Below are 25127 nucleotides of genomic sequence, written 5' to 3'. Positions count from 1 at the left end.
ATCCTGGCGCGTCGTTGCGGGCGCAATCTAGCCTTGGACCAGAACCTTGTCATTGGCCAGTTGGGCAGCAGATCCAGTCTGGCCGGCTTCGGATGCCTACCGCCCCCGGGCTCTGTTCGCACCTTCACCGCGAGCTGGTCACCGACGCCCGTTCCCTACCGCGGAACTTCCGTCTGTTGCGGCACGGTATGTTCACGGAAAAGTTGCCGATTTCATGGTTCCGGCCGGGGAACTGATGCAAATCCGTCGCATTCGTGATTGACAATTTCTGCGTTGCGATAGACTAAAGTTTGCAGTGCCACGCCCCTCGCTGCGGGGCCGCCGCGAGAGCCGGAAAGCTCTCGTTTCGATGGCAGCGGTCCAGGCAGAGGAGCAGCGCCTTGAGTTTCCTGAAGAAAGCCTTCTACCAAATCCCCGTCATCGGCTGGCTGGTGAAGGATGCCGCGCATGGCAGCCCGGAGGCGCCGTACTTCTTCCTGTTCAATGCCGTCGTGGTCGGCGCCGCGCTGATCTACACCTTCGGCTATCCGCTGGTGATCACCGTCGCGGTGGCCGGTGCGTTCGCTGGGATTGCTGGGCTTGTGGTGCTGACCGCGGGCGATGCGTTCGACAAGCGCGCCAAGCAGCCCGCGACTGACGTCCGCCGCGCCAAGACGGCGACGGTTCGGCCGCTCAAGAAGGCTGCCTGATCGGCGTCTGGCCTCATCGGTGCAGCTTCCGAAATTCAAAAATCCCGGCAGGTTTGACCTGCCGGGATTTTTCATGGTCGCATGTCTCGGTTCAGACTGTCCTTGCGGGACTTACGCCGCTTCGTCGCGGAAGTGATACCAGCGATACAGCATGCGCTGGCCGATCCGGCGGAACGGCGAGAAGCTGTGGGTCGGCAGCGGCGAGGTGAAGATCGGCAGATCCTGGCCCTTGAAGCGCTGTCCGGCGATCATCTGCGCCATGCGGCGCCCGGCCTGGGCCGAATATGACACGCCGTTGCCGCCATAGCCGAGCGCGTAGACCAGCTTCTGCGCCGGATCGGGCTGAAAGATTCGCGGCATCATGTCGTGGCTGACGTCGACCCAGCCCCACCACGAATAATCGATCTCGATGCCTTGCAGCGCCGGGAATTTGCGATGCAGCCCGTCGATCAGGAGCTGCAGATGCTTCGGCGCATCGGCGTCGGCCCCGGTGATCGAAGAGCGGCTGCCGATCTGGATGCGGTTGTCCGGCAGCAGCCGGTAGTAATAACGCAGCGTGCGGGTGTCGGTCAGCACCAGCTTGGTCTTGAAGCCGGTGGCTTCGAGCTCCGCCGGAGTCAGCGGCCGGGTGACGATCGAGTTCGACAGGATCGGCATGCAGCGGCCGCGCAGCAGCGGCGTCAGGCCGGATGCCGTGTAGGCTCCGGTGGCGATGCCGACGGCACGCGCCTTCACGGTGCCGCCCGGGGTGCGCAGATAGAACGCGCCGCCGCGGTGCTCGATCTCGATCACCGGACTGCCTGGATGCACGGTGGCGCCGAGGTCGCGGGCCATCTGCTGATAGCCGAAGGCGAGCTTGGCCGGGTGCACACCGGTGCCGCGCGGCTCCAGCGTTGCGCCGACCGCCTCGGCCTCGTTGACGTAGTCGCGGCGCAGCTCGTCGGCGGAGATCACCTTGGTGGGCTCGCCGAAAACCTCGCTCAGCACTTTGGCCTCGGCGGCGATCTTCTCGAAGTTGCGCGGGCGATGCGCAATGTAGAGGTGACCGCCGCGCTGCGGCTCGCTATCGATCGGGCTCTGCCGGATCAGCTCTTCGAACGTCTCGAAGCCGTCGCTGATTTCAGCGTGTAGCTTCAGCGCGACATCGCGGCCCCAGCGCGCGATCCATTGCGAGCGCGTCAGCCGGCCGGCGGCGTTCTGGCCCTGGCCGCCGTTGCGCGTGCTGCAACCCCAGGCGACGCGATTAGCTTCGAGTACCGCGGCCTTGATGCCATGTTCGCGTGCCAAAAACACCGCGGATGCGAGGCCGGTGAAGCCGGAGCCGACGATCGCCACATCGACATCTGTGTCACGGCTGATCGGGCCGTCGTCTTCCGGCAGCGGACCGCAGGTTGCGGTCCAGTATGTCGGCGCGTAGTCGCGGTTGCGACCGGGGCCCTCGCTCACCAGCGGGTCGTAATGCGGATCGTAGGCGGCGAGCGGTGGGGTCTTCACGGGCTTGTTCATGCCGATGCCCCCGCTGCCGGCAGCACCGGGCGATCCTTGCGGAAGGCGCTCTTGCTAAAGATCTTGTCGCCGCGGAAGCCGAACAGATCGACGCCCTCGGCCTCGATCTTGCCGCCGTCCTTGGTGGTGGCGCGGAAGATCCACTCGGAGATGCCGCGATCACCGAACACGGCGTGGCGGGTGCATTCCCAGCTCACATCCGGAAACGTCGCGAAGGTCATCTCGAATGCAGCGCGGACATCGGCGGTGCCGACGATGCGGCGACCGCAAGCCTCGGGTCCGGCCGCGGCATCGAACACGATGTCGTCGGTCATCGCGGCCATCACCGCGGCGCCGTCGTGCCGGTTGAACGCGTCGAAGAGCTGATCCAGCGTCTGCAATCGCTGAGTATCGAGATCGGACATGTCGATTCCATCGTGGTGGGCGCGCGAGCGTTTCCGTGATTGATGCGGACCCGCCGGCAGCTTCGTGCAAAGCGTGTCACGAGCTGCAGCTCACGCCTTAGAACCAGATGGCGCGGTCTCGGCGGACCAGACGCGAAGCGCTGGCGTCTGGCCCAATGGCTTGGAGCGCGCTGGACCTTCGCGGCGCGCGCCGGATCGCCAAGGTGATGCGATGATCAACATCGCCACCCGCATCAATCCCGCCATCGCCCCCACCGTGTCGGAGGTGATCTCGCAACTTCAGGCCCGTCACCTGATCGGCAACGCGCTGGTGCCGTCCGTCGGCGGTGCCACGCTCGACGTCATCGATCCTGCAACCGGGCAAGTGATCGGCAAGGTGCCGGCCGCAAGCGGTGACGATGTCGCTCGCGCGGTGGAGGCGGCGTCGGCAGCATTTCCAGGATGGGCTGCGACGCCGGCGCGGCAGCGCGGCAAGCTGATTGCGGCTGCGGCGAGCGCAATCGCTGAACGGAGTGAGGTGATCGCCACCGTGCTCGCGCTCGAAACCGGCAAGGCGATCCGTACCGAATGCCGCGGCGAGGTCGCGACCGCGATCGACATCACCACGATGTATGCCGGTCTCGCGTCGGAGCTGAAGGGCGAGACGCTGCCGTTCGATCCGCAGATCCTCACCTACACAAGCCGCGAGCCGCTCGGCGTCGTCGCCGCGATCCTGCCGTGGAACGTGCCGCTGGTGCTGATGATGCTGAAGATCGCCCCGGCGCTGGTGGCGGGCAACACCGTGGTGGTGAAAGCCTCCGAAGAGGCGCCATACGCGACCATCGAAATGGCGCGGCTGATGGCGAAGCTGTTGCCGGACGGCGTGCTCAACGTGATTTGCGGTACCGGCCGTGACTGCGGCGCGGCGCTGGTCGAGCATCCGGCGGTCGCCAAGGTGACGTTCACCGGCTCCCAGGCGGTCGGCGAGTTGATCTATCAGATGGCGGCGAAGAAGATCGTTCCGGTCAGCCTTGAACTCGGCGGCAAGAGCCCGATGATCGTCTACCCCGACGCCGACATGGCGCGGGTCGTCGCCGGTGCGATCGCCGGCATGCGGTTCACCCGTCAGGGCCAGAGCTGCACCGCCGCCAGCCGGATCTACGTCCACGCCTCGCTGATCGATGCTTTCGTGGCGGCGCTGCGCGAGGCGGTGAGCAAGCTGAAGATTGGCGATCCGCTGGACGAGGCGACCGATATCGGCACGGTGATCTCGCAGCGGCAGAAGGCCAAAGTCGAATCCTACATCGATCTCGGCGCGCGCACCGCGGGCGCCAAAGTGGATCGCTGCGGCGAGCTGCCCGGTGCGGCGCATCTGAAGGACGGTCTGTTCCTGCAGCCCACCATCATCACCGGCGTGCCGGAGGATTCGCCGCTGATGCGCGAGGAGATCTTCGGACCGGTGGTCTGCGTGCAGCCATGGGACGACGAGGACGACGTCATCGCGCGCGCTAACGACAGCGACTTCGGCCTGGCCGCGACGGTGTGGACCAACGATCTGCGCAGCGCGCTGCGCACCGTGCAGCGGCTCGACGCCGGCTACGTCCAGGTCAATCAGAATCTCACCATCCAGCCGAATCTGAGCTACGGCGGCTTCCGCAAGTCGGGCCTCGGCAAGGAAGCGTCGCTGGAGGCGATGCTCGAGCACTTCACCAAGAAGAAGACCGTCGTCATCGATATGCGGTGACGACGGCGATGCACGAGCTGATCGCCGAGGCGTCTGCGAGCTTCTGGTCGACGCTGCCGTCGCCGATGGCGATCGCCGGCGTGCTGAGCGCGGTCCTGGCGGCCGCGCTGCTGCGCGGCTTCACCGGGTTCGGCTTCGCGCTCGCTGCCGTGCCACTGATGGGCATGTTCATGCCACCGGCCAAAGCCGTGCCTGTGGCCGTGCTGCTGCAACTGCTCGGCGGCCTCAATGATCTTCGCCGTAATCATCGCGACTGTCACTGGGCGTCGCTGCGCTGGCTGATCGTCGGCGCGGTGATCGGGTCGCCGATCGGAGCGCTGGCACTCAGCGTTGCGCCGGCGCCAGTGGCGCGGATCGTGATCGCGACCATCACGGCCGCGGCGGTGGTCGTGCTCGGCCGCGGCTTTGCGATCGAGAAGATTCCATCGCGGTCGGTCACGACGGCGGTCGGCATGCTGTGCGGTCTGTTCAACGGCCTCGCGGCGATGCCGAGCCCGCCGGCGATCGTGTATTACATGTCGGGGCCATTTCACGCGGTCGCGGTGCGGGCGTCGCTGCTGGTGTTCTTCCTCGCCACGTCGATCGCCGGCTTCACCAGCATCGCACTGGTCGGCCTTGCGACCGTGAATGTGTTGTGGCTGGCCGCGATGGCGTTGCCCGTGATGATGCTCGGGACCTGGATCGGCGAACAGGGGTTCCGCCGCGGCACCGAGCGGCTGCATCGCCGCGTCTCCATCGCCAGCCTCGGCGGCGTCGCGCTGCTGAGTGCCGCGAAGGGGCTCTCCGAGCTGATGTGAGGTGGCACGTCTGTCAGCGATCTACCAAACTTTTCCGCGCATTGACGGGCATCTATCCGTCTCGAGCACCCGCCTCCTCAATTATGGCTTGGTAGTTTAGCAGTCGCGTTAGTACGAGGGAGGACGAGGCGGGCGCGGTGACGCCGAGCAGAGCCAATGAAATGCTATAACCCAGCTCGGCCTCGACTTCCCGTTTCGACAGATCGCGGGCGATCCAGACGCTGATCGCCTGCAGGGCGATGCGGCGCAGGTTCATCGCCAGCGGCTCCTCGGCGACGAAAGACTGCAGATAGCCCTGCTCCGCCAACGCATGCGTCAGACGACGCCAGAATCCGTCGCGAAGCGGCGTAACCATCGCCTGATGCGGCGCGCCCTTCAAGTCGAGCAGTTCGCGATATAGCGTCTTGTAGAACACCGGCTCGGAAAACCAGAACTCGGCGCACAGGCCGACCACTTCATAGAGTTCGGACAGCGGATCGGCGACGTCGCGCTCCTGCACCGCGCGGGTGAAGTCGGCCATGTCGGCATCCAGCACCGCGAGCAGCACGGCCTGCTTCGAGCCGAACACGTTGTAGGGCGTCATATGTGCGACGTCGGCCCGGGCGGCCAGCGCCCGCATCGAAAATTCCGCCGATTCGGTTTCGGACAGCAACGCGCGCGCGCCGGCGATGATCTTCTGACGGAGCTCTTCACGTGTCTGCTCGCGTGGGGGCAATGGGTCAGTCCTGTGCCAGTTACCTGAGCTGACTGTTGTAATCGCTCGCTTGGCCTTCGCGAAATTGCCTGCGGCGATCCGGCCCGGATAGAGGCTTGACGGTGCACGTTCGCGATCTGTATAACGCGTTATATAAAAAGTGGCGGTCAACGTCACACCGCAGCCGCCAAGCGGCGCGGATTTCGGGAGGACGCATTACCATGCGTTTCAACGGCAAGGTCGCTGTCGTCACGGCAGCAGCATCGGGCATTGGCGCCGCCACGGCCGCCCGTCTCGCGCGGGAAGGCGCGTATGTCTATCTTTCGGATATTGATCAGGACGGTCTGGGCCGACAGGCCGAATCTTTGGTCGACGTCGCTGAGCGGATTTCGACGGTGGTGGCTGATGTCACCGTACCCGAGCAGGTCTCGGCGCTAATTGACGGAGCCGCGCGCGAGCGGGGTCGGCTCGATATCCTGATCAACAATGCCGGCATGGGCGCGTTCGGCCGCATCACCGAGGTGACGCCGGAAGCCTGGCACCGCGTGTTCGGGATCTGCGTAGATTCGATCTTTCACGCAAGTCGCGCCGCGATCCCGCATCTAATCAAGGCCCGCGGCACGATCGTCAACACCGCTTCCATCTCCGGTCTGTTCGGCGACTACGGCTTCGCTGCCTACAACGCAGCGAAGGGCGCGGTGATCAATCTCACCCGCAACATGGCGCTCGACTATAGCCGCGACGGCCTTCGCGTGAACGCGGTCTGCCCCGGCCTCATCGCGACGCCGCTGTCGCTGAAGCTGCGCGACAACGCAGCGGTGATGGCCGAGTACGACCGGCTGATCCCGCTCGGCCGCGCCGGTTCGCCCGAAGAAATCGCTGGCGCGATCGCTTTCCTCGCGTCCGACGATGCGTCCTACATCACCGGCGTCGCCTTCGCGGTCGATGGCGGGCTGACTGCCCGAACCGGGCAGCCGAACTTCCTCGGGCACCTGGCGCCCAAGCCCTGAACCGCCCCTCCGCGCAGACCAACGAGAAAAGGAAACACCCATGTCCGCAGCGACTTCGTCGGCCGGCGACTGGCTCGAGGGCGGCGAACTGCTCGCCCGCACACTTCGTGACGCCGGCGTCGACACCGTGTTCGCCCTGCACGGCGGCCACCTCGAATCCTTCTATCGTGGCTGCATCGCCAACGACATCCGGTTGGTCGATTTCCGCCACGAATCCTCGGCCGGCCACGCCGCCGACGGCTATGCCCGCGCCACCGGCAAGCTCGGCGTCTGCGTGATTACCGCCGGCCCCGGCTTCACCAACGGCGTCACGGCGATTCTCAACGCGCAGCTCGACAGCATCCCGACGTTGTTCATCGTCGGCTCGCCGCCGCTGCGCGAGGCCGAGACCAATGCGCTGCAGGGCGGCGTCGATCAGATCGCCGTCACGCTGCCGATGGTGAAGTATGCGCATCGCATCACCAACACCGAACGCATTCCGGACCTTACCGCGTTGGCGATCCGCAAGGCCACGACGGGTCGCCGCGGCGCGGTGCTGCTCGATGTGCCGATCGACGTGCTGCACATGCGCGCCCACAAGGACGACGTCCGTCCGGCGCACGGCCTCACTATCAATCCCCGCCCGGCGCCGCATCCGGAGGAGATCAAGGCTGCCATCGCGATCCTGAGGGCGAGCGAGCGGCCAGTGATCGTGGTTGGCGGTGAGGCGCGCTATTCGAATTGCCGCGACGACCTCGTCGCGCTAGCGGAGGCCACGCAGATTCCGGTGGTGTCGAACACCCGGGGCATGGGCGTGTTTCCGAGCAGCCATCCGCTGAACGGTCAGGTGGTCGGCAATCTGGCACTGCTGTCGGCGCGGCGGCCGGACGCCGCGCTGCTACTCGGCACCCGGTTCGGCTTCCGCCTCGCCGGCCGCAGCACCGCATTCTTTCCCGACGATGCCAAGTTGATTCAGGTGCACAGCGACGCCGCTGAGCTCGGCCGGCTGCGCCATGTCGAACTGCCGATCGTCGCCGATGTCGGCGCCGCGCTGACCACACTGCGCGCCGCCGCCGCGGCCGAAACATGGCCGCAGCGTCCGGCCTGGATCGAGGCGGTGACCAAGGCACCCGCCAAGATGCTCGACATGTTTCCGAACAAGCAAGGACCAAAAGGCATCCATCCGTTCTGGGCCGCGGAAGCCGCGGTTCGGGCGGCGGGGCCGGACGCCGCGATCGTGCTCGACGGCGGCGAGGCGGCGAGCTGGGCCGCGTTCCATCTCCGCACCAATCAGCCGGGCCACGTCCAGGGCGTCGGCTATCTCGGCTGCCTCGGCACCGGGCCGGGCCAGTCGATCGGAGCGCAGTTGGTCGATCCGGACAAACGGGTAATGCAGATCACCGGCGACGGCGCGATGGGTTTCCACATCCAGGAGTTCGATACGATGAGCCGGCATCGTCTGCCGATCTGTACCATCGTGCTCAACAACGAGATCTGGGGCATGTCGATCCACGGCCAGCAGATCATGTACGGCGCCAATTATAGCGCGATCAGCGAGCTACGCGGCACCAACTACGCCAGCGTCGCGGCGGCGTTCGGGTGCCACGCCGAGCGCGTCACCGCGTTCGACGAGATCGAGCCCGCGATCGCTCGTGCCTATGCGTCGGGCCAGCCATCCTGCGTCGAGATCATGATCGATCCGGACGTCGTGCATCCGGTCACCGTCGCGGCGCTCGGCACGATCAGTGACGAGAAGCGCGAGATCATGATCCCCTACTACGAGAACATCCCGATCCGTCCGCAGGCGTGAACGGCTCACATCAGCGCGGAGGCGATCAAATGAAGGCTGCAGTGTTCGAGAAAACCGGCGAGCGGCTCGTCGTCCGCGACGTCGCCGCGCCGGCGCTGGGCGAAAACGAACTGCTTCTCAAGGTGGCGTTCACCGGCATCTGCGGCTCTGATCTGCACGCCGCCGAGACGCCGGGCATGCTGCAGTCCGGCACTGTAATGGGGCACGAATTCACCGGCGAAATCGTGCAGTCGACCGCGCCCGACTGGCCGGTCGGCGCCCGCGTCGCGGCGAACCCGTATTGGCTATGCGACGCCTGCGCGGCCGGCGGCTCTTGTAGCGGCGGCGGCGATGCGGCCTGTGCCAACGGCAGCTTCATGGGCTTCCGTCCCGACCTGCCGGGGGCCTATGCGGACTACGTGCGGATTCGCGCCGGGCAGGCGATCCGCCTGCCCGATAAAGTCAGCCTGCGCGACGGCGCGCTGATGGAGCCGCTGGCCGTTGCGCGCCATGCGGTCGATGTCTGCGGCCCGATGCAGGGCGCCGACGTGCTGGTGATCGGTGGCGGGCCAATCGGGCTCGGCGTCGTGCTGATGGCGCGCGATGCCGGCGCCGCTCGGGTGGTGGTCAGCGAGCCGGATCCGAACCGCCGTGCCTGCGCGCTGGAGGTCGGTGCCGTCGCGGCGATCGATCCGATCGCCGAAGATCTGCCGACCGCGCTCGGTCGGCTCGGCCTCGGTGCGCCGAGCATCGTGTTCGAATGCGTCGGCGCGCCCGGCTTTTTGCAGCAGACCATCGACGTCATGGCGCTGCGCGGCCGGGCCGTGATCGTCGGCGTCTGCATGACGGAGGACCGGGTTCTGCCGCGCGCCGCGATCCGCAAGGAAGCGACGCTCAAATTCGTGCTCGGCTACACGATGGCCGACTTCCATCACGTCAATCGTTATCTCGAGGAGCATGCTGCGACCGCCGCCGCGATGATCTCGCGCGTTGTGTCGCTGAGTGAGCTTCCCGAGATCTTCGACCGGCTGCGCGCTGAGAAGTCACTAATCAAGGTGCTGGTGCGGCCGGACCAGGGATCTGGCACATAACAACAAGGGGGAAAGCCTAATGACCGCCATGGACCGCCGCTGCTTTCTGCTCGGCACCGCTACCACCATGCTGGTGGCGACATCGATGAAAGCGCAGGCCGCCGACACCACCGGCATCACGCCGACCAGCATCCGCATCGGCAGCACCTCGCCGCAGAGCGGTCCAGTGTCGGCCTATGGGGTGCAGGCGCGTTGCCAGGCCGCATATTTCAAGATGATCAACGATCGCGGCGGCATCGCCGGGCGCAAGATCGACTTCATCTATTACGACGACGCCTTCAATCCGGCCAAGACCGTGGAGCAGACCCGCAAGCTCGTCGAGAGCGACGAGGTCGCGCTGCTGTTCAGCAATCTCGGCACCGCGACCAATTCGGCGATCGTCAAATACGCCAACGCCAAGAAGATCCCGCATCTGTTTCTGTCGGTGAACGGCGACAAATGGAGCGACTACAAGGCGCATCCGTGGAGCATCGGCTTCGCGCCGAGCGCGCGCACCGAGGCGGCGATCTTCGTCAAGCATATGCTGGCGGAGAAGCCGGACGCGAAGTTCGCGGTTCTGTATCAGAACGACGATTTCGGCAAGGACTTCGTGCTCGGTGCCAAGGATGTGCTGGGCGAGCGCGAGTCGCGCCAGCTCGTGACCATCTCGCACGAGACCTCCGATCCGACGATCGATTCCCAGATCCTGCAGCTGCGTGCCGCCGCGCCGGATGCCCTGATCTCGGGCACCACCGCGAAGTTCACCGCACAGGCGATCCGTAAGGTGGCGGAGACGCGCTGGCAGGTCCGCCACTACATCACCGGCGGCTCGTCGTCCTATGCGGGCACGATCGGCCCGGCCGGTCCCGAGAACGCGGTCGGCGTGATCTCGTCGGCCTATCTCAAGGATGTCGCCGATCCGGCCTGGAAGGACGATCAGGGCATCAAGGATTTCCTCGCCTTCATGCAGAGCTACTTCCCGGAAGGCAACAAGGATGATTTCTACAATCTCTACGCCTATACGGTGGCGTCCGCGCTCGTGAAGGTGCTGACGCAGTGCGGCGACGGCTGGACGCGCGAAAACATCATGGCACAGGCGACTAATTTGAAGGACGTCGAGCTGCCGACGCTGCTGCCCGGCATCCGCGTCAACACCAGCCCGACCGACTATCGGCCGCTGACACAAGTGCAGCTGCAGAAATGGGACGGTAAGGCCTGGGTGCGGTTCGGCGACGTGCTGGGCGCGTAGCGGCGGCGCGGACCGCTAGGCCTTCAGATGCTGGGCGATGACTTCGCCGAGGCGCTGGATGCCGACTTCGATCCGGTCCGTGCGGATCGACGAGAAGCCGAGTCGGAAACACTGCCGGCTCGCGGTTTCGTCCATCGAGAACACGGCGCCTGGTTCGATCACGACGCCCTGTTCGAGCGCAGCCTGGGCCAGAGCGGTCGCGTCGATCGAAGTCGGGCAGGTCACCCAGAAATTGGTCGAGCCCGGACCGCGCGAAAAACTGCAACTCGGCAGATGCTTCGGCAGCAACTGGTCGAGCAGCTTGGCGCGTTCAAGCAGCACGCGACCGACTTGGGCGAGATGCGCCCGATAGTGGCCGAGGCCGATGAACAGCGCGGCGACGCGCTGATTGTTGAGCGGCGGATGCCGGAGCATCAGCCGACGCAGGGCGCGCAATTCGCGGATCACCGGGGCGGGAGCGACGACGTAACCGAGCCGCAGGCCTGGTGCCAGCGCCTTCGACAGGCTGCCGACATAGAGGACGTTGCTGGCGCGATCGATACTCTTCAGCGGCGGCAGCGTTGCCGACTCCGGCATCAATTCGCCTTCGTAATCGTCCTCCACCACGACCACGTCGCCGGCCGCGGCGGCTTTCAACAGCTCGATGCGGCGAGGCAGCGGCATTGTCACGGCGGTAGGGCACTGATGGCTGGCGGTGACATAAGCCAGCGCGCAGCTCTGGAACATCGCGTCCGGCACCAGCCCTTCGCTGTCGACGGAAAGCGGCACCACGTTGGGCGTCAGCATCCGGAAAATGTTGCGGGCGTCCGGATAGCCCGGCTCTTCGATGCCGACCTTGGTCTGGCCGTTAATGAACAGCGTCGCGATCAGATACAGCGCGTGCTGAGCGCCGATTGTCATCATGATCTCGTCGGCGCGGGCATGGATGCCGCGGCGTGGCAGCACCTGGAGCTGCAACTGCTCGATCAGCGCCGGATCGTCGCCGTCGATCAGGTCGCGGGCCCAGTTGTTGATTTCCGGAACGCTGAGTGCGGCGCGGGCGCTTTCGCGCCAGTCGTTGGTCGGAAACAGACTCGGATCGAACTGGCCGAAGATGAACGGGTAGGGATGCGTCTGCCAGTCGAGCGGCTTGACAATGTTGCGATGCGCCGACGGCCTCACCGCGAAGCGATCGACCCAGTGTTCGTCGCCGCGGCTGGTGACCTCGGCGAGGCCGGGCGCTTCGGTGGCGAATTTCTTCGGCAGGCCGGCGACGAAGTAACCGCTGCGCTGCCGCGAAACCAGAAAGTTCTGATCGACGAGCTGCTCGTAAGCGATCACCACGGTGTTACGTGACACCTTCAGCACGGTGGCGAGATCGCGGCTGGACGGCATCTTCATGCCGAGCGGTAGGCGGCCATCCTCGATCGCCGTCACGATGATCTGGCGAATCTGCAATTGCAGGAAAGAGCCGCCGCGGTTGAGGCCGCGAAACAACGCGCCCCAGAATAACTCGTCTTTGCCTAATGCGGCGGCATCTGAAGAGGCAATTGCACCGCCATTAGGCGTGCGTGCCACAGTGGACTCCTGGAATCTGAGCTGTGCTAGCTTTCCCAAGACGCGATACCCTGACTGACACAACGACGCGAAACGGCTGTCATTGCGAGAATGAAGCTTTTACAAACCGTCTGCAAGAAGCGAGCCATGGGAGGCGGCGGCTGACGCATGGCCCTGGCTCCATTCGTGCTCGGCATCTGGCGCTAGTGCCGCCGGGACGATCGCTTCACGCTCGCAATCGCAAGCCTGGAGACTAAGCGTGACGTCCGAAACCGTCGTTTATTCCGCCCGTAGAATTATCACCATGAATCCGTCGCGGCCGAGTGCGACGCATGTTGCGGTGCGGGACGAGCGGATCGTTGCGACCGGCAGCGCCGACGAACTGATGGTAACCGGCGCGCGGCTCGATACTCGCTTCGCCGACAAGGTGCTGATGCCCGGTTTCGTCGAAGGCCACAGCCACATCATGGAAGGCCTGATGTGGAAGCAGCCCTATGTGGGCGCGTTCGACCGCCGTTCGCCGGAAGGCAAAGTAGTCGCCGGTGTGCCGGACATCGAGGCGATCGTGGCGCGGCTGCAGCAGGCCGAGGCCGCGATGCCGGACGACGGTTCCCCGCTTTACGCTTGGGGCTTCGATCCGCTGCATATCGGCGGCACGATGCTGACCCGGCAGGATCTCGACAAAGTGTCGACCAAGCGTCCGGTGCTGGTGGTCCACGCCTCGTTCCACATCAACAACGTCAACACGCTGACGCTCGAACGCGCCGAGCTGCTACACGCCACCAACATCTCCGGCGTCGTCGCGGGAGCCGACGGACTGGCGAGCGGCGAGCTGCAGGGCATTCCGGCACGGATGCGGCTGTTCCGTGCGCTCGGCCACAATCCGCTCGCTGGTACCATCACCGAGGCGGACGTACGGCGCTATGCGGCGTCGTGCTGCGTACAGGGCGTCACCACGATTACCGACCTGCACAACGACCTCGCCGACCCGACCATCGAGGTTTATCGCAGCGCGACCAGCCAAGCTGATTTCGGCGTTCGCTTGGTGCCGGCGCTGGCCGCGGTATCGCATACGCCCGAACAGGCGATCGCTAAGCTGGAGACGCTGCGCGGCCACGCCAGCGACAAGCTGCATTACGGCATCGTCAAGCTAGTGGTCGATGGGTCGATCCAGGGCTTCACCGCGCGGCTGCGCTGGCCTGGCTATCACAATGGTGCCGCCAACGGCCTGTGGTACATCGCGCCCGAAGAACTGCCGCGGCTGGTGGAGGCTTATCACCGTGCTGGCGTGCAGCTTCACATCCACACCAACGGCGACGAGGCCACCGAAGTGGCGCTCGATGCGATCGAGGCGGCGCAGACCGTCGCGCCTCGTCCGGATCATCGCCACACCTTGCAGCATTGCCAGATGGCCAGCGCCGCCCAGTTCCGGCGGATGAAGAATCTCGGTGTCTGCGCCAATCTTTTCGCCAACCACCTGTACTACTGGGGCGACGCGCACTACGAGCTGACGATGGGGCCGGAGCGGGCGGCACGGCTCGACGCGACCGGGACCGCACAGCGGATCGGGGTGCCGTTCGCGATCCACTCCGACGCGCCGGTGACACCGCTGGCGCCGCTGTTCACCGCATGGTGTGCGGTCAATCGCGTGTCGTCGAGCGGGCGTGTACTGGGCCGGGATACCGAAGCGCTCACGACCGAGCAGGCGCTTGCTGCAATCACCATCGGCGCAGCCTATACTTTGAAGATGGATCATCTGGTCGGCAGCATCGAAACCGGCAAGTACGCCGACTTCGTCGTGCTCGATGAGGATCCGCTGGCCGTTCCGCCGGAGCGGCTCAAGGAGATCGCGGTCTGGGGCACCGTGGTCGGCGGCATGATCAAGGAGGCGCCCCGCGCATGACGGCAGCATCCGCGACCATTTCAGTCACGGTAATCGGCGGCTTTCTCGGCGCGGGCAAAACCACCTTCGTCAATCACCTGCTGCGCAGCGGCGGCCCTCGGACGGCGGTGCTGGTCAACGATTTCGGCGAGGTCAATGTCGACGCGACACTGATCCAGAGTCACGACGGCACCACGATGACGCTGACCAATGGCTGCATCTGCTGCAGCATCGGCACCAGCTTCATCGACACGATGTGCCAGGTGCTCGACGCTGCGGTGCCGTTTGAGCGGATCGTGATCGAAGCCTCCGGGGTCGGCGATCCGTGGAAGATCGCGGAAATTGCGCTGATCGAACCGTCGCTGCGGCTCGACCGGGTGATCGTGTTGGCCGATGCCAGCCGGATCGCGCAACTGATCGAGGATTCCAAGGTCGGCGACACCGTGCGCGGCCAGTTTGAGCGCTGTGACATTGTCCTGCTGAACAAGACCGATCTGGTGAATGCCGAGGCTCTGACTGCTGCGCGCACCGCGGTACGAAGTCTGCGCCTGGACGTGGGTATCGTCGCAACCGCGCAAGGCGCGATGCCGACGCTGGCAGAGCTAAAGACGGCTGCGTCGTCGAGCGGTTTCCGAGCCGACGCAGTTGATGCCGCGGCGATCGATCACGGCGCGACCTTCAAGAGCTGGGCGTATCGCCGCGCCGGCCGGTTCGATCGCGTCCGGCTCGCCTGTGCGGTCGATAAGCTGCCGCCGCAGCTATTGCGGCTGAAGGGGTCCTGTCGCCTCGCCGGCGAAGACGACGTCAAAGTGTTTCAGATGGTCGAGAGCGTCTGGAGCCTGTCGCCGGCCGATGCCGGGCCGGTCGAGCCCGGCATCGTGCTGGTCGGCGTCGGCACCGCCGATCTGCCGCCGCCGGCCGAACTCGACGCGATCCTCGACCGCGCTTTGGCGCCGGCCGGAGCGCTGTCGTGAGGCCCGCCCTGCCAGTTTCTCGCCGCGAAAGCCATGCGGCTTTCCACGTCCTGCCTCGCCCATCCTTTCTTGCAGCGGAGTTCTGACCGATGATGTTGACGAAGCGATCCTTTGTAGTCGGAGCCCTCGGCGGCATTGCGCTGATGGGTCTGCCGCTCGAAACCAAAGCGGAAGGTGCGGGGAGCGGCGGAACGCTGGTGATCGGTTCGACGCAGGTGCCGCGGCATTTCAACGGCGCCGTCCAGTCCGGTATCGCCACCGCGCTCCCGAGCACGCAGATCTTCGCCAGTCCGCTGCGCTACGACGACAACTGGAACCCGCAGCCCTATCTCGCCGAGTCCTGGGACGTCTCGAAGGACGGGCTGACGGTGACGCTGAAGCTGGTCAAGAACGCCACCTTCCACGACGGCAAGCCGGTGACTTCCGAGGACGTCGCGTTCTCGATCATGACCATCAAGGCCAATCATCCGTTCAAGACGATGCTGGCCGCGGTCGAGAGCGTCGATACGCCGGATCCGCATACGGCGGTGATCGAGCTGGCGCATCCGCACCCGGCGCTGCTGCTGGCGATGTCGCCTGCATTGATGCCGATCCTGCCGAAACACGTCTATGGCGACGGCCAGGACGTCAAATCGCATCCGGCCAACCTGAAGCCGATCGGCTCCGGTCCCTACAAGCTCACCGAGTACAAGCAGGGCGACTACTACACGCTGGAGAAGTTCGACAAATTCTTCATCCCGGGGCGGCCGAAGCTCGACAAGATCGTGGTGCGGCTGATTTCGGATCCCAACGCCCTGATGGTGTCGGCCGAGCGCGGCGATGTTCATATGGTGCCCTACTTCACCGGCGTGCGCGACATTGAGCGGCTGGAAAAGGCGCCGAACGTCGTCGTCACCGACAAGGGCTTTGCCGGCATCGGTGCCCTGAACTGGCTTGCCTTCAACACCAAGAAGAAGCCGCTCGACGACGTTCGCGTCCGTCAGGCGATCGGCTATGCGGCGAACCGCGAGTTCATCGTCAAGAAGCTGATGGGCGGCAAAGCCTTGCCTTCGACCGGACCGATCGCGCCGGGCTCGCCGCTGGAAGAGAAGAACGTCGACCAATACAAATTCGACATCGCCAAGGCCAACAAGCTGCTCGACGAGGCCGGGCTCAAGCCGGACGGGGCCGGCGTGCGCACCACGCTGACGATCGACTACATCCCCGGCAACGACGAGCAGCAGCGCAACGTCGCTGAATATCTGCGTTCGGCGCTGAAGCGGGTCGGGATCAATCTCGAAGTCCGCGCCGCCCCCGACTTCCCGACCTGGGCCCAGCGCGTCGCTAATTTCGACTTCGACATGACCATGGACACGGTGTTCAACTGGGGCGACCCGGTGATCGGCGTCGACCGGACTTATCTGAGCTCGAACATCCGCAAGGGCATCATCTGGTCGAACACCCAGCAGTACGCCAATCCGAAGGTCGACGAGATCCTCGGCCAGGCCGCCCAGGAGAGCTCGCCGGATAAGCGCAAGGCGCTGTATTCGGAGTTCCAGAAGATCGTCGTCGAAGATGCGCCGATCTTCTACATCAACGCCACTCCGTACCACACCTCGTTCGCCAAGGGGCTCGGCAACCTGCCGACCACGGTGTGGGGCGTCGCCTCGCCGCTCGACGAGCTGTACTGGGTGACTCCGCCGAAGAACTGATCCGCCAATCTCGATCGACGAAGCATCAATGGCTCTCCTCACCCATCTGTTCGGAAAACTCGCCAACGCCGTCGCGCTGCTGCTGGCGGTGCTGGTGATGAATTTCTGCCTGATCCATCTTGCGCCGGGCGACCCGGTGCAGGTGATCGCCGGCGAGATGGGTGGGGCGTCGCCCGAGGTGATCGCGGCGCTGCGGGCAAAATACGGTCTCGACCACAGCCTGCTCGAACAGATGTTCACCTATCTCGGCAAGGTGGCGCATGGCGACTTCGGCTACTCCTACTACTTCAACCAGCCGGTGCTCGGCCTGATCCTGCAGCGGCTGCCCGCGACGCTGTATCTGGCGGCGGCCTCGCTTGTGGTGGCGGTGCTGATCGGCACGGTGCTCGGCGTGATCAGCGCCCGGCGCCCGAACGGCCTGCTCAGCCACGGCGTCACCGTGCTGGCGCTCGCCGGCCACGCAGCGCCGATCTTCTGGACTGGCCTGCTGCTTCTGCTGCTGTTCGGATCGGTGTGGCCGATACTGCCGGTCAACGGCATGACCGACGTGGTCAATCCGAAAACCGGCTTCGCCTACGCGGCCGACGTCGCCAAGCATCTGGTGCTGCCGTCGATCACGCTGGGGCTGGTATTCGTCGCGCAATATTCCCGGCTCGCCCGCGTCAACATGATCGACGTGCTGTCGGCGGACTACATCCGCACCGCGCGCGCCAAGGGGCTGCCGGAGCGGGTGGTGCTTGTCAAGCACGCGCTGCGCAACACGCTAATTCCGATCGTCACCGTGGTCGGCCTGCAGTTCGGCAATCTGTTCGCCGGCGCCGTGCTGGTGGAGACGGTGTACTCCTGGCCGGGCATGGGGCGGCTGGTGTTCGACTCGATCCTGCGCCGTGACTACCCGACGCTGATGGGCGTGCTGTTCTTCTCCGCCGTGATGGTGATCGCGGCCAATATCCTCACCGACCTGGTGTACCGCCTGATCGATCCCCGTATCCGCGCAGGTGCCCGATGAGCACGATGGAGTCTTCGCTCGCGATGGCACAGAAGCCCCTTCCCAGCGTCAGCAAAGTGCCGAAGGCGGTTTCGCCGGCCCGGGCTGCGCTGCGCCAGTTCATGAAAAGTCCGTCCGGCGTCGCCGGCGCAATCCTGCTCCTGCTGCTGCTCGCCGGCACCGCGCTCGGCCCGTGGCTGTATCCGGTCGATCCGCTCGACATCGTCGGCCTGCCGTTTGCCGCGCCGGCGGCCGACGCTCCGCTCGGCACCGACTATCTTGGCCGCGACGTGCTGGCCGGGCTGATCTATGGCGGCCGTGCCACGCTGACGGTGGGCGCCGTGGCGGCGCTGATCACGATCGTGATCGGCGTCACCGTCGGAGCGCTCGCCGGCTTCTTCGGCGGCTGGGTCGATGCGCTCCTGGTCAAGATCGCCGAGTTCTTTCAGGTGCTGCCGCCGCTGCTGTTTGCAATGGTGCTGGTGACGCTGTTCGGTCCCAAGCTGTCGACCATCACGCTGGCGATCGGCGCGGTGAGCTGGACTTCGGCGGCGCGCTTGACGCGCGCCGAATTCATGCGGTTGCGGGATCTCGATTTCATCAAGGCCTCGCGCGCCGCCGGTGCCGGCAGTCTGCATCTGATCTTGCGCGTGGTGCTGCCGAACGCGTTGCCGCCGATCATCGTCTCGGCGACGCTGGCGATCGGCACCGCGATCCTGTTCGAGGGCGGCCTCAGCTTCCTCGGCCTCGGCGATCCCAACACCATGAGCTGGGGCCTGATGATCGGCCAGAACCGCAACTACGTGCTCGACGCCTGGTGGGCGGTGACGTTCCCGGGCGCCGCGATCTTCCTTGCCGTGCTCGCGGTCAGCCTGGTCGGCGACGGCGTCAACGATGCGGTCAATCCGCGGCTGCGGCGGAGGTGATAATGGCGCCGGTCCTATCAGTCGAGAATCTCAGCGTCAGCATGACCAATCGCGACGGCGATCTCGTGCCGGTGCTGGAGAATCTGTCTTTCACGGTTCAAAAGGGCCGCACCATCGCGCTGGTCGGCGAATCCGGCTGCGGCAAGAGCATGACGGCGCTGGCGATCATGCGGCTGCTGCCGGAAGGCTTCGTGGTCACCGGCGGACGCATCGTGCTCGACGGCGAGGATCTGCTCACCGCGCGGCCGAAGCGGATGCGGGCGTTGCGGGGCGATGCGATGTCGATGGTGTTCCAGGAGCCGATGACGGCGCTGAACCCGCTCTACACCGTCGGCGATCAGATCGCCGAGGTGCTGTATTATCACCGGCGGCTCAGCCGCAAGGACGCCGCCGAGCAGGCGGTGCAGTTTCTCAAGGCGGTGCAGATCCCGGCGGCCGAACAGCGCGCCAAGGCCTATCCGCATCAGATGTCCGGCGGCATGCGGCAGCGGGTGATGATTGCGATGGCGCTCGCCTGCCGGCCGAAGCTCTTGATCGCCGACGAGCCGACAACTGCGCTCGACGTCACCGTGCAGGCGCAGATCTTCGACCTGCTCGCCCAGCTCCAGGACGAGACAGAGGCCGCGATCGTGCTGATCACCCACGATCTCGGCGCGGTCGCTGAACTCGCCGACGATATCGCCGTGCTCTATGCCGGTCGCTGCATCGAGACCGGGCCGGCGCATGAGATCGCGGCGCGGCCGCGCCATCCCTATACGCGCGGCCTGCTCGGCTGCGTGCCGCATCTGACCGTCGGTGTCGCCAAGCCGGAGGAGTGGGTCGATCTCGGCGAGATTCCCGGCATGGTGCCGGCGCTCGGCAATCGCGGGCCGGATTGCGCATTCCTGGCGCGTTGCGCCAATGCCTCGGAGGCATGTCGGTCGCTACCGCAGCCGCCGCTTGGGACGATCGCCGCGGGTCATGCGGTGTCGTGCTGGCGTGCCGAGGAGATCGCCGCATGATGATCCATGAAGATCTGCGCCCGGCCGACGGCGATCCCTATCTGCTCGACGTCAACGACCTCGTGGTGCACTTCCGCACCGGCCGTAAGCGGCCGTGGGGTAAACCGTCTTTCGTTCATGCGGTCGACGGCGTCAGCTTCCGCGTCAAGCGGGGCACCACCTTCGGCATCGTCGGCGAAAGCGGCTCGGGCAAATCGACCACCGCGCAGGCGATCATGCGGCTGGTGCAGGCGACCTCAGGGCAGGTGGTGTTTCGCGGCGAAGACATCATGCCGCTCACCGGCGAGCCGCTGCGCAAGGCGCGCAAGCACCTGCAGATCGTGTTTCAGGACCCGTTCTCGGCGCTCGACCCGCGCCGCCGCGCCGGCGACCAGATCCGCGAGCCGCTCGATCTGCTCGAGATCGGCAGCCGCAGCGAACGCGACGCCAGGGTCCGCAAGCTGCTCGCCGAGGTCGGCCTGCCGCCGGAGGCGGCCGATCTGTTTCCGCATCAGTTTTCGGGCGGTCAGCGGCAGCGGCTGTGCATCGCGCGCGCACTGGCGCCGGAGCCCGAGCTGATCGTCTGCGACGAGGCGGTCTCCGCGCTCGACGTCGCGATCCAGGCCCAGATCCTGAACCTGCTCAAGAAGCTGCAGCGCGAGCGCGGCCTCACCTACATCTTCATCTCGCACGATCTCGGCGTCATCCAGCAGTTCTGCGATGAGATCGCCGTGATGTATCTCGGCAAGATCGCCGAGCAGGCGCCGGCCTCGGCCCTGTTCACCGCGCCGCGTCATCCTTACACGTGGTCGCTGGTGTCGGCCGCCGTGCCGCCCGGTCCGCTCCGCGACGAGCTGAAGGCGAAGTATCTGGTCAAGGGCGAACCGCCGTCGCCGGTCGATCCGCCGCCCGGCTGCCGCTTCGCGCAACGCTGCCCGTTTGCCGAGGCGCGCTGCCGGGCAGAGTTGCCCTTTCTCGACGCCGCCGGCCACGAACACTACGTCGCCTGCCATCGCAAGGACGAGATCGGTGTCCCCGATTTCGCGCCGCGCGTGGCGAGTGGGCCGATCGGTTAGTTGCGGCCTCTGGCATCGTCATTGCGAGCCAACGGGTCGGCGCGAAGCGCCGCCCGATGACAGGCTCCGCGAAGCGAGCCAGCCTTCGGTGCACTGAGCTGGATTGCTTCGGCGGCTGCGCCGCCTCGCAATGACGAAAGGAGCTACACCTTCGCGTCGAGCAGCGCCTTGCTCATCTCGCGGTCTGCCTTCAGCGAGGCGAGGTTGGCGGTGTAGCTGTATTTGGCGACCATCTGGCCGATGAATTCCTGCGCCAGGTCGACGTTCGGCGCCGCCACCATGCCGTCCGCACTGGCGAACGGCGCTTGCGGGTCGGACACCGGGACGGTGGCGGGCGAGGTCGTGCTCAGGCTGGTCTGCGTGCCGCCGGTCGATGTATCGGTCTGATTGACCTGCAGCGGCTTGTAAGCCCGCGGCGCACCGGCCGGCACCGTGCCGTTGGCGCCGGGAAGCGCGCCGGTCGATTGCTGATTGGCGATGTTGCTGGCCGACACCTCAAGCCGGCGGGTCGCTGCTTTCAGGCCGGAGACGGCAATCGACGAAATGCTGGACATGGACGCGCTCGTTGCGGCGGACAGGTGCGGGCAGAAGACGCCCGCACCTCCCAACGATCCGTGCACCGCTTGGGTGCAATTCGAGCGATCCGGCTAAGCCTTTCTCAATCCTGCCGAGGCGTCACGCGGGTTGCGTCAGGACGGTTGCGTCGCCGGCCGCTGTGGGCGGCGCCGCAGCTTGCGCCGGGTCCACAGCCAGACGCCGGTGATCAGCAGCCCGAGCAGCACCACCGAGGTGATGACGTTGAGCGTGCCGGACAGCCAAGTCGACCAATTGCCTTCGTGCAGCAACCGTGGCCAGTTGCGCGGCAGCGGCGTGATGCCGTCCGGCGTGAAGGTGTAGGCGCGCAGCTCGCCGTCTTCGTAGATCCGCGCCATCATCCGCCCGCCGCGATTGGCGATCATCGCCAAGTGTGACACGTCGTGCGATTGCGCGATCTGCTGCACCGCGTCGGTCAGCTTGATGGTCATGCGGGCCGGCGGCGGGCCGCTGGAGAACGTCAGGCCGAACGCCATGCACAGCGCAGTGAGGGGGCTGAGCAGCAACAGCGGCAGCGTGAACCACGCTGCGCCCTTGTGCCAGCCGGCGAGGCTGTTGCGCAGCCGCGGCAGCCCCATCAGCACGCCGATCGTCATCAGCACCGTCATGGCGATGGTCGAGGCGATCACCAGCCATTCGTAGCCGAGCAGGCGCTCATGAGTGCGCCGCGCCCATAGCAGCAGGTCGCCGGTCGGATCGCTGGCGGCAGCCGCTTCGCCGGTCGCAAGATCGATCGGTGGCGCATTGACCCCGAGCAGCCGCATCTGTTGGCCGGAGGCGTTGATCGCGACCCCGCGGGCCTGTCCCTGCGGATCGTAGCGTTCGATCAGCCCCGTGAGGCGGGCGGCATCGAGCGTCCCGGCCGGCAGGCCGCGGCCTTGCAGCATCGGCTCGACTGACAGGATCAGTCCGGTGACGATGATGGCGAGCAGCGGCAGCGCGAACACCAGACTGGTCCAGCGATGCAGTTTGAGCAGAAATGCATTATTCATGATGGAACTTCGTGGTTGCGATCAGCGGCGAGAAGCATGCGGATGCCGTCGATGATTAGGCTTAAACGTCGCCGGCGGCGTCTGGCGTCGGCTCTACTGCCTTCGTCCGTCTCATTCAGGACCGGCAGAGAGCCTCGATGTCACGGCGAGTGCTCCCACCTCCTCATGAGGCGGATGGAGCGCAGGGTGTTGTAGGCCCCTGAACCTATCGATTCGCTGACAGATTCTGCAGAGCATCAAGCCGTTGGGGCTGCTCGAATTCTCGTGCCTAGGCCGCATGGTCGCTTCTTGAGCCGAATGATGCCGGCAGCGGTGGTCCGATCTAGCGAAGTGATTCGGGGCACGCGGCCCTCGTGGTGTCCTTGTCCGGGAAATGCCGAATCACCGGCACATTGCGGACTGGGCCGGTGGCCAGCGATGCTCTGCCTTCGTCGTCAGAACCGTCTTGTCCGAATGCGCGCGAGCTGGCGAGCGTCGCGTTGCTGCCCCTCCGGCGAGTCCCTGATGGCGGATTCGAATGTCCTCCCGAACGGCCGGTGTGTCCGGCAAATCACCAACTCGCGCAGACCGATGAGCGACGGTAACATCGCAACAAGCGGTCGGTCGTGAAGGGCTGCGCGGAATCTTGAGCCGCCGTGATCCGCGCGTCATCGGCGCGCGTTGTGGCGACGATCGCACTGCGCCGACGTCATCCTTAGTAGCGGTTGCTCTGTCCTTAAGCGTGCTGAAACTTGCGCCTGTTGAAATTCCGAGGCGTTGATAACATGCTGCAGTTGCAAACCGTCTGGTGACAATTCCAACAGGTATGGAGGTAGTATGCGCTCCTCATCGATGATCTTCCTCGGTGCCATCGCGTTCGTTGCCGCGCTGTCGGTGGTGAACCAGGTCGGTGTGCCTCATCCGGCCCTGATCGAACCCGCCGTCGCCGCCACGCCGGTCGCGCCGCCGGTCAGTGCCTTCCGCACCGTGTCGTCGTCGACCTGCTCGTCGAACGGCTGCCCGACCTCGTGCGAGACGGATGAAGCGCTGATCTCCGCGATCTGCATTGGGCCAAGCAGCGCCAAGTTCAGCGACAACCTCACTCTGGAGAACGGGCAGATGACCGCGAGCTGCGGCCCGAGCTCCTCCTCGATCGTGGTGTCCTGCGCCCGCAAGTAACGCAGGCAGTTCGCGTCTGGGAGCCGGCGGCTGATCCAAGCACCCGCGGGCTCCTGTCAGTCTCAAAGGTTCTCTCCGATGCAAAACTGGTTCATCGCACTCGCGGTCGCAGTGCTTCTGCTCATCGGCTTCGCCGCCGGACCGATGTCCGTCGTCGTGGCCTTCCTGGCGTTCTGGGTCACGCTGTATCTGGTGTGGGCGCGCGACCTCGGTTTCAAGGATACCTGGTCGCGCTACGGCCTGCAGCGCGTGAAGCCGCCGTTCTGGGCGGCGGAGAACAAGGTCTGGTTCTTCCCGATCTTCGATGATCGCGCCAAGGTGGTGAAGGCTGCCGCGGTGCCGCTGCTGATCATCGCGCTCAGCCTGATGCTGCCGACCTCGGTGGTGCGGATCGGCACGCTGCTGGTGCTGGCCTGGTACTGCCTGGAGATCTACCGGTCGCAGAAGGGCATGGATCAGCTCGACCGCGCGCGCTTCAACTAATTCGACGCCGCGCCGCTTTGGCGGCGCGCTTCGAACCGACATCGGCAACGGCGGGTGTGGCCAGCTCCACGCCCGCCGTTCGCGTGTCGGCGGTTAGGCATCTTTAAAGGCTCCGCAGTTAGTACTGGACGGCGCTGCAGATTTTGCGATCATTGTCGCGCGTGAATGGCATGCACAGGGCTCCGGCCGTGCGGCCATCTGGTGCTTGGGTAACCGGAGAGCCTCGAGGAGATCGCGATGGCAGACAAGAACTCGTCCGACGTCATCCTGAACGTGATGACCAAGAACCTCGAGCAGGCGCGCGGCGCGATGACCAACTACCTCGAGTTTATCAGCAAGAGCATGTCGGTGGTGCCGATGGGGCAGAGCAGCCAGGCCACGACGCTGAAGGGCTATGTCGACCGCAACGTTCAGGCGACGTTCGATTTCTCGCAGCAGCTCTTGCACGCCAAGGACTTTCAGGACGTGGTTCGGATCCAGACCGAATTCCTGCAGACGCAATTCCGCGTTCTCACCGACCAGGCCAAGGACGTCGTCGAGATGACCAAGCCGACCGTTATCGTTCCGAACGACGGTTAGGAGACGTTGTCGCAACAACCAGCCTGTCAGCAGCGCAGCGGTCGTCGCGTGCGACGGGAACGGTTGTGCATGGATCGCATTGGTCCAGCTGAACAGTCTCAGCTCTGATTTGGATACCAAGCATGTTGAAGATCGTCGGTCCGCTCATTTGCCTCACCCTGATCGCCGGCGCCGCGCAGGCGCAGGAGCGCCGCCCTGACCCTGGCTGCGGCCGAGATGTGTCGCGGCTGTGCCGGGCGGTGATGAACGAGTCCGACGGGGCGATCCTGAACTGCCTGCAGCAGAACCGCGCCAAGCTCAGCGCCAAATGCGCCAAGGTGCTGACTGACAACGGTCAGTAACAGATCGGTTCAATACG

24 protein-coding genes are annotated in these 25127 nt (G+C 65.5%); 18 read left to right on the top strand and 6 right to left on the bottom strand.

The window, feature by feature from the left end:
- Window positions 1-380: 380 nt before the first annotated feature.
- Window positions 381-689 carry a hypothetical protein gene (locus HZF03_RS00580; protein WP_179906238.1) on the top strand — a complete coding sequence of 103 codons (309 nt, stop codon included), beginning with the start codon at window positions 381-383 and terminating at the stop codon, window positions 687-689.
- A 111-nt stretch (window positions 690-800) separates the two neighbouring features.
- On the opposite strand, the gene HZF03_RS00575 is transcribed toward HZF03_RS00580, so the two are convergent.
- Window positions 801-2195 carry an NAD(P)/FAD-dependent oxidoreductase gene (locus tag HZF03_RS00575; protein ID WP_119018883.1) on the bottom strand — a complete coding sequence of 465 codons (1395 nt, stop codon included), beginning with the start codon at window positions 2193-2195 and terminating at the stop codon, window positions 801-803.
- Window positions 2192-2599: a nuclear transport factor 2 family protein gene (locus HZF03_RS00570; protein ID WP_119018882.1), complete on the bottom strand. Its 408-nt coding sequence runs from the start codon at window positions 2597-2599 to the stop codon at window positions 2192-2194. Before HZF03_RS00570 ends, HZF03_RS00575 begins: the two co-directional genes overlap by 4 nt.
- 211 nt (window positions 2600-2810) lie before the next feature.
- Here HZF03_RS00570 and HZF03_RS00565 point away from each other — a divergent pair, with 211 nt between their 5' ends.
- Window positions 2811-4322, top strand: coding sequence for an aldehyde dehydrogenase family protein (locus tag HZF03_RS00565; protein ID WP_119018881.1), 1512 nt, complete (start codon window positions 2811-2813; stop codon window positions 4320-4322).
- Complete coding sequence (locus HZF03_RS00560) at window positions 4319-5119, top strand: sulfite exporter TauE/SafE family protein (protein ID WP_234832264.1); 801 nt, start codon at window positions 4319-4321, stop codon at window positions 5117-5119. The genes HZF03_RS00565 and HZF03_RS00560 overlap by 4 nt, the downstream gene beginning before the upstream one ends.
- Window positions 5120-5171: 52 nt before the next feature.
- Here the strand turns inward: HZF03_RS00560 and HZF03_RS00555 are convergent, their stop codons facing one another.
- The gene (locus tag HZF03_RS00555; protein WP_234832263.1) at window positions 5172-5984 is read right to left on the bottom strand and encodes a TetR/AcrR family transcriptional regulator; all 813 of its coding nucleotides are present in this window, start codon (window positions 5982-5984) and stop codon (window positions 5172-5174) included.
- On the opposite strand from HZF03_RS00555, the gene budC reads away from it, so the two are divergent.
- The 4 genes from budC to HZF03_RS00535 are packed head-to-tail and all read left to right on the top strand — an operon-like array spanning window position 5936 to window position 10910.
- Entirely contained in the window at window positions 5936-6823 is an 888-nt protein-coding gene (gene budC / locus HZF03_RS00550) for a meso-2,3-butanediol dehydrogenase (protein WP_234832267.1), read from the top strand. The two genes, HZF03_RS00555 and budC, sit on opposite strands and share 49 nt — an antisense overlap.
- Window positions 6824-6863: 40 nt before the next feature.
- Entirely contained in the window at window positions 6864-8612 is a 1749-nt protein-coding gene (locus HZF03_RS00545) for a thiamine pyrophosphate-binding protein (RefSeq protein ID WP_119018878.1), read from the top strand.
- Between the two features lie 29 nt (window positions 8613-8641).
- The gene (locus HZF03_RS00540; protein ID WP_119018877.1) at window positions 8642-9682 is read left to right on the top strand and encodes a zinc-binding dehydrogenase; all 1041 of its coding nucleotides are present in this window, start codon (window positions 8642-8644) and stop codon (window positions 9680-9682) included.
- A gap of 19 nt (window positions 9683-9701) precedes the next feature.
- Window positions 9702-10910 (top strand): ABC transporter substrate-binding protein, encoded by a 1209-nt coding sequence (locus tag HZF03_RS00535; protein ID WP_119018876.1) that lies wholly within the window; start codon window positions 9702-9704, stop codon window positions 10908-10910.
- 15 nt (window positions 10911-10925) lie between these two features.
- Here the strand turns inward: HZF03_RS00535 and pdxR are convergent, their stop codons facing one another.
- Window positions 10926-12467 carry a MocR-like pyridoxine biosynthesis transcription factor PdxR gene (gene pdxR / locus HZF03_RS00530; protein WP_119018875.1) on the bottom strand — a complete coding sequence of 514 codons (1542 nt, stop codon included), beginning with the start codon at window positions 12465-12467 and terminating at the stop codon, window positions 10926-10928.
- A 238-nt stretch (window positions 12468-12705) separates the two neighbouring features.
- Here pdxR and HZF03_RS00525 point away from each other — a divergent pair, with 238 nt between their 5' ends.
- From HZF03_RS00525 to HZF03_RS00495, 7 genes are all read left to right on the top strand, one after another.
- Window positions 12706-14349 (top strand): amidohydrolase, encoded by a 1644-nt coding sequence (locus HZF03_RS00525; protein WP_119018874.1) that lies wholly within the window; start codon window positions 12706-12708, stop codon window positions 14347-14349.
- Window positions 14346-15302 (top strand): CobW family GTP-binding protein, encoded by a 957-nt coding sequence (locus tag HZF03_RS00520; protein ID WP_012493925.1) that lies wholly within the window; start codon window positions 14346-14348, stop codon window positions 15300-15302. Before HZF03_RS00525 ends, HZF03_RS00520 begins: the two co-directional genes overlap by 4 nt.
- Window positions 15303-15391: 89 nt before the next feature.
- Window positions 15392-16993 carry an ABC transporter substrate-binding protein gene (locus HZF03_RS00515; RefSeq protein WP_119018873.1) on the top strand — a complete coding sequence of 534 codons (1602 nt, stop codon included), beginning with the start codon at window positions 15392-15394 and terminating at the stop codon, window positions 16991-16993.
- A gap of 28 nt (window positions 16994-17021) precedes the next feature.
- A complete protein-coding gene (locus tag HZF03_RS00510) occupies window positions 17022-18002 on the top strand; it encodes an ABC transporter permease (protein WP_011155672.1) in 981 nt (326 codons plus the stop codon).
- A complete protein-coding gene (locus HZF03_RS00505; RefSeq protein WP_119018872.1) occupies window positions 17999-18907 on the top strand; it encodes an ABC transporter permease in 909 nt (302 codons plus the stop codon). The genes HZF03_RS00510 and HZF03_RS00505 overlap by 4 nt, the downstream gene beginning before the upstream one ends.
- 2 nt (window positions 18908-18909) lie before the next feature.
- The gene (locus HZF03_RS00500; protein ID WP_119018871.1) at window positions 18910-19908 is read left to right on the top strand and encodes an ABC transporter ATP-binding protein; all 999 of its coding nucleotides are present in this window, start codon (window positions 18910-18912) and stop codon (window positions 19906-19908) included.
- Window positions 19905-20963 carry an ABC transporter ATP-binding protein gene (locus HZF03_RS00495; protein WP_012493920.1) on the top strand — a complete coding sequence of 353 codons (1059 nt, stop codon included), beginning with the start codon at window positions 19905-19907 and terminating at the stop codon, window positions 20961-20963. The genes HZF03_RS00500 and HZF03_RS00495 overlap by 4 nt, the downstream gene beginning before the upstream one ends.
- 143 nt (window positions 20964-21106) lie before the next feature.
- On the opposite strand, the gene HZF03_RS00490 is transcribed toward HZF03_RS00495, so the two are convergent.
- The gene (locus tag HZF03_RS00490) at window positions 21107-21517 is read right to left on the bottom strand and encodes a flagellar basal body rod protein FlgC (RefSeq protein WP_119018870.1); all 411 of its coding nucleotides are present in this window, start codon (window positions 21515-21517) and stop codon (window positions 21107-21109) included.
- Window positions 21518-21652: 135 nt separating this feature from the next.
- Window positions 21653-22549: a PepSY-associated TM helix domain-containing protein gene (locus HZF03_RS00485; RefSeq protein ID WP_119018869.1), complete on the bottom strand. Its 897-nt coding sequence runs from the start codon at window positions 22547-22549 to the stop codon at window positions 21653-21655.
- Between the two features lie 816 nt (window positions 22550-23365).
- On the opposite strand from HZF03_RS00485, the gene HZF03_RS00480 reads away from it, so the two are divergent.
- The 4 genes from HZF03_RS00480 (at window position 23366) to HZF03_RS00465 (ending at window position 25110) form a co-directional block, all read left to right on the top strand.
- Entirely contained in the window at window positions 23366-23707 is a 342-nt protein-coding gene (locus HZF03_RS00480) for a hypothetical protein (RefSeq protein WP_119018868.1), read from the top strand.
- A 78-nt stretch (window positions 23708-23785) separates the two neighbouring features.
- Window positions 23786-24190 (top strand): hypothetical protein, encoded by a 405-nt coding sequence (locus tag HZF03_RS00475; protein WP_104512401.1) that lies wholly within the window; start codon window positions 23786-23788, stop codon window positions 24188-24190.
- 237 nt (window positions 24191-24427) lie between these two features.
- Window positions 24428-24769, top strand: coding sequence for a phasin family protein (locus tag HZF03_RS00470; protein WP_011155660.1), 342 nt, complete (start codon window positions 24428-24430; stop codon window positions 24767-24769).
- Window positions 24770-24891: 122 nt separating this feature from the next.
- The gene (locus HZF03_RS00465) at window positions 24892-25110 is read left to right on the top strand and encodes a hypothetical protein (protein ID WP_011155659.1); all 219 of its coding nucleotides are present in this window, start codon (window positions 24892-24894) and stop codon (window positions 25108-25110) included.
- Window positions 25111-25127 lie beyond the last annotated feature (17 nt).

It is taken from the genome of Rhodopseudomonas palustris, assembly GCF_013415845.1.
GTDB classification, from domain to species: domain Bacteria; phylum Pseudomonadota; class Alphaproteobacteria; order Rhizobiales; family Xanthobacteraceae; genus Rhodopseudomonas; species Rhodopseudomonas palustris_F.
This window is presented reverse-complemented; position numbering and strand designations above follow the sequence as displayed.

Excerpts from the sequence above, each read along its gene's own strand:
- HZF03_RS00565 (WP_119018881.1), top strand. The coding sequence starts at position 2,811 with ATGATCAACATCGCCACCCGCATCAATCCCGCCATCGCCCCCACCGTG.
- HZF03_RS00490 (WP_119018870.1), bottom strand. The coding sequence starts at position 21,517 with ATGTCCAGCATTTCGTCGATTGCCGTCTCCGGCCTGAAAGCAGCGACC.
- HZF03_RS00495 (WP_012493920.1), top strand. The coding sequence starts at position 19,905 with ATGATGATCCATGAAGATCTGCGCCCGGCCGACGGCGATCCCTATCTG.
- HZF03_RS00470 (WP_011155660.1), top strand. The coding sequence starts at position 24,428 with ATGGCAGACAAGAACTCGTCCGACGTCATCCTGAACGTGATGACCAAG.
- HZF03_RS00515 (WP_119018873.1), top strand. The coding sequence starts at position 15,392 with ATGATGTTGACGAAGCGATCCTTTGTAGTCGGAGCCCTCGGCGGCATT.
- HZF03_RS00510 (WP_011155672.1), top strand. The coding sequence starts at position 17,022 with ATGGCTCTCCTCACCCATCTGTTCGGAAAACTCGCCAACGCCGTCGCG.
- HZF03_RS00540 (WP_119018877.1), top strand. The coding sequence starts at position 8,642 with ATGAAGGCTGCAGTGTTCGAGAAAACCGGCGAGCGGCTCGTCGTCCGC.
- HZF03_RS00475 (WP_104512401.1), top strand. The coding sequence starts at position 23,786 with ATGCAAAACTGGTTCATCGCACTCGCGGTCGCAGTGCTTCTGCTCATC.
- HZF03_RS00465 (WP_011155659.1), top strand. The coding sequence starts at position 24,892 with ATGTTGAAGATCGTCGGTCCGCTCATTTGCCTCACCCTGATCGCCGGC.
- HZF03_RS00570 (WP_119018882.1), bottom strand. The coding sequence starts at position 2,599 with ATGTCCGATCTCGATACTCAGCGATTGCAGACGCTGGATCAGCTCTTC.
- HZF03_RS00500 (WP_119018871.1), top strand. The coding sequence starts at position 18,910 with ATGGCGCCGGTCCTATCAGTCGAGAATCTCAGCGTCAGCATGACCAAT.
- HZF03_RS00545 (WP_119018878.1), top strand. The coding sequence starts at position 6,864 with ATGTCCGCAGCGACTTCGTCGGCCGGCGACTGGCTCGAGGGCGGCGAA.
- HZF03_RS00485 (WP_119018869.1), bottom strand. The coding sequence starts at position 22,549 with ATGAATAATGCATTTCTGCTCAAACTGCATCGCTGGACCAGTCTGGTG.
- HZF03_RS00535 (WP_119018876.1), top strand. The coding sequence starts at position 9,702 with ATGACCGCCATGGACCGCCGCTGCTTTCTGCTCGGCACCGCTACCACC.
- HZF03_RS00520 (WP_012493925.1), top strand. The coding sequence starts at position 14,346 with ATGACGGCAGCATCCGCGACCATTTCAGTCACGGTAATCGGCGGCTTT.
- HZF03_RS00575 (WP_119018883.1), bottom strand. The coding sequence starts at position 2,195 with ATGAACAAGCCCGTGAAGACCCCACCGCTCGCCGCCTACGATCCGCAT.
- HZF03_RS00505 (WP_119018872.1), top strand. The coding sequence starts at position 17,999 with ATGAGCACGATGGAGTCTTCGCTCGCGATGGCACAGAAGCCCCTTCCC.
- HZF03_RS00480 (WP_119018868.1), top strand. The coding sequence starts at position 23,366 with ATGCGCTCCTCATCGATGATCTTCCTCGGTGCCATCGCGTTCGTTGCC.